This window comes from Enterobacter sp. K16B, from assembly GCF_020216105.1.
Taxonomy (GTDB): domain Bacteria; phylum Pseudomonadota; class Gammaproteobacteria; order Enterobacterales; family Enterobacteriaceae; genus Enterobacter; species Enterobacter sichuanensis.
Map to the genome: position 1 here is coordinate 1 of NZ_JAIWJZ010000114.1, position 2,676 is coordinate 2,676.

Annotated in this window: 3 protein-coding genes and 1 pseudogene; 1 reads left to right on the forward strand and 3 read right to left on the reverse strand. The window is 54.1% G+C overall.

Going from position 1 to position 2,676, the window contains the following annotated elements; genetic code table 11:
- From LDK53_RS18830 to kdpF, 3 genes and pseudogenes are all read right to left on the reverse strand, one after another.
- A pseudogene (locus LDK53_RS18830) lies at positions 1–306 on the reverse strand (potassium-transporting ATPase subunit B); the annotation flags it as partial.
- Between the two features lie 18 nt (positions 307–324).
- On the reverse strand, positions 325–2,004 hold the full coding sequence (kdpA, locus tag LDK53_RS18835; RefSeq protein WP_225287807.1) for a potassium-transporting ATPase subunit KdpA: 1,680 nt from the start codon (positions 2,002–2,004) through the stop codon (positions 325–327).
- Positions 2,004–2,093, reverse strand: coding sequence for a K(+)-transporting ATPase subunit F (kdpF, locus tag LDK53_RS18840; protein WP_015386886.1), 90 nt, complete (start codon positions 2,091–2,093; stop codon positions 2,004–2,006). Before kdpF ends, kdpA begins: the two co-directional genes overlap by 1 nt.
- Before the next feature lie 308 nt (positions 2,094–2,401).
- On the opposite strand from kdpF, the gene LDK53_RS18845 reads away from it, so the two are divergent.
- Positions 2,402–2,608 (forward strand): YbfA family protein, encoded by a 207-nt coding sequence (locus LDK53_RS18845; protein ID WP_014069366.1) that lies wholly within the window; start codon positions 2,402–2,404, stop codon positions 2,606–2,608.
- The last annotated feature ends 68 nt before the right edge of the window (positions 2,609–2,676 follow it).

Sequence of the window (2,676 nt, forward strand, 5' to 3'; positions counted from 1 at the left end):
TTTTTTCACTCCTTTCAGGCTGTTGGCCTGGGCTTTACTCCGGCCTTCCGCCAGCGCCTCTGCGAAGTTGGCGAACAGCACGGTAAACCACAGCCACAGGCTGATGGCACCGGTAAACATCGCGTTTCCCGGCATGTGGCCCGTTCCCATGGCAATCGCCAGGGCGGTGGTCAGGACGCTTCCCGCCCAGACAATAAACATCACCGGGTTGTGCCACTGCACGCGCGGGCTGAGTTTTTTCACCGCATCCATGAGCGCCTGGCGAACTAATGACGGTTCGAACAGGGCCAGTTGTTTACGACTCATGACAATTTCTCCGCAAAATCAGCGTAAAGAGAGGTATTCCGCGACCGGGCCTAACGCGAGGGCGGGGATAAAGGTCAGGGCGCCGACCAGCAACACGGTGCCCGTCAGCAGGCCGATAAACAGCGCGCCGTGGGTCGGCAATGTGCCGGTAGTGGTCGGTTGAATTTTTTTATTCACCAGCGATCCGGCAATCGCCATAACCGGCACAATGATCCCGAAGCGACCCACAAACATGCAGAACGCCAGCAGACAGTTCCAGAACGGTGAGTTGGCGCTTAAGCCTGCAAAGGCGCTGCCGTTGTTGTTGGCGGCAGAGGAGACGGCATAGAGCACTTCGCTAAAGCCGTGGATCCCAGGGTTAAAAATGCCGCTGCGTCCGGCCTCGGTCATCAGGGCCAGTGCGGTGCCGAGCAGTACAAGCGCCGGGGTGACCAGAATCGCCAGTGCGGTTAATTTCATTTCGCGAACGTCGATTTTTTTCCCCAGGTATTCCGGTGTGCGGCCAATCATCAGACCGGCAATAAACACCGCCAGCAGTACGAACAGCAGCATGCCGTAAAGACCGGAGCCCACACCGCCAAACACCACTTCGCCAATCTGCATCAGCCACATCGGGATCATGCCACCCAGTGCGGTAAACGAGTCATGCATGGCGTTAACCGCCCCGCAAGAGGCTGCCGTGGTAACCACCGCATACAGACTGCTGGCGAGAATGCCAAAGCGGCTCTCTTTCCCTTCCATGTTGATCGCGCTATCGGCACCCAGTGAAAGGAAGTGCGGATTACCCTGCCATTCGGCCCACATCACCAGCGCTACGCAGACCGCAAAGATAAGCGACATGGTCCAGAGCAGGGTGCGCCCCTGACGGCGATCGTTGACCACGTCGCCAAAGGCGAAGCAGAGCGCGGCGGGGATCAGGAAGATCGCCAGCATCTGCACAAAATTGGTCAGTGCGGTGGGGTTTTCAAACGGATGCGACGAGTTGGCGTTAAAGAAACCACCCCCGTTCGTCCCCAGCATCTTGATGGCCTCCTGTGACGCCACTGGCCCCATCGGCAGGAGCTGTTTTGCGCCTTCAAGGGAGGTATATGGCGTGTAAGGCAGCAGGTTTTGCAGGGAGCCTTGCTGAATAAAGAACAGCGCGATCAGCAGCGCAATCGGCAGCAGGATCCACAGGGTAATGCGTGTCAAATCGACCCAGGCATTTCCAAGGGTACTGATTTTTTGACGCGCAAACGCACGCGTCAGGGCAAAGATCACCGCGATACCGCTGGCAGCAGAGAGGAAATTCTGCACGGTTAACCCGGCCATCTGGCTGAAGTAGCTGAGCGTGGTTTCACCGGCATAGGACTGCCAGTTGGTGTTGGTGACAAAGCTGACCGCCGTGTTCAGCGCAAGATGCCAGGACAAACCCGGTAAGTGTTGCGGATTCAGCGGCAGGGCGCCCTGCAGCATTAGCATGGCAAAAAGCGCAATGAGCCCCGCGATATTCAGCAGCAGAATGGCGAACAGGTATTCACGCCAGTTCATCTCCCGATCGTCGATTCCCAGTACACGCCAGATCCCTTTTTCAACACTTCCCTTGCCGGGCAAGGGGACGTTGTTAATCAGCCGTGCCAGTACCGATCCCAGCGGCCTTGCCAGAACGAACAATACCGCTAAGAAGCTGGCAATAAGCAAAAACGCCTGAGCAGCCATCAGAATGCCTCCGCGTTAATCAGGGCATAAACCAGATAACCCAATAACAGGAACACCAGCACGATGCCGGTAATAAGACCTGCACTCACAATCCACCTCCGGGTGACTTTTGTTGTTGCTCTAACGGTAGGATTTCCGGCGCAAAGATTTCGCAAAAATGAGAAGGGCGGGTGTAAAAAAAGTATAAAAATGGCAAAAACCACAATTTAACTATTGATAAGTAAATCGTTAACTTTTTTGTAACTTAATTACGACGTGAAGGTAAATTTTCACTAAACAGACGAAAATAAGTGGTCGGATGAGTAGTAAAATTACAAACAAAGCGATATTATTTTAGCCAGGTCACAGATTTTGAATTTTCCGGATGACGTTTCCGGCCAACTATAGGGGAGAAAATATGGATCTTTATAAAGAGTATCCGGCTCATATCGTGTTCATGCGTCGCACTTTCGCCGTAGTGGCTGGTGTACTGGCCCTGCCGGTGATGCTGTTCTGGAAAGATCGTGCACGCTTTTACAGCTATCTGCACCGCGTCTGGGCGAAAACCAGCGAGAAGCCGGTGTGGATGGACCAGGCCGAGAAAGCGACCTGCGATTTCTACTGATACTAAGACGACACACAGCAATAAAAAAACCGCCAACAGCAATGTGGCGGTTTTTTTGTCCCTCGGGA

Bases quoted from the DNA above. Each gene is read 5' to 3' on its own strand.
- kdpA (WP_225287807.1), bottom strand. From the start codon at position 2,004: ATGGCTGCTCAGGCGTTTTTGCTTATTGCCAGCTTCTTAGCGGTATTG.
- LDK53_RS18845 (WP_014069366.1), top strand. From the start codon at position 2,402: ATGGATCTTTATAAAGAGTATCCGGCTCATATCGTGTTCATGCGTCGC.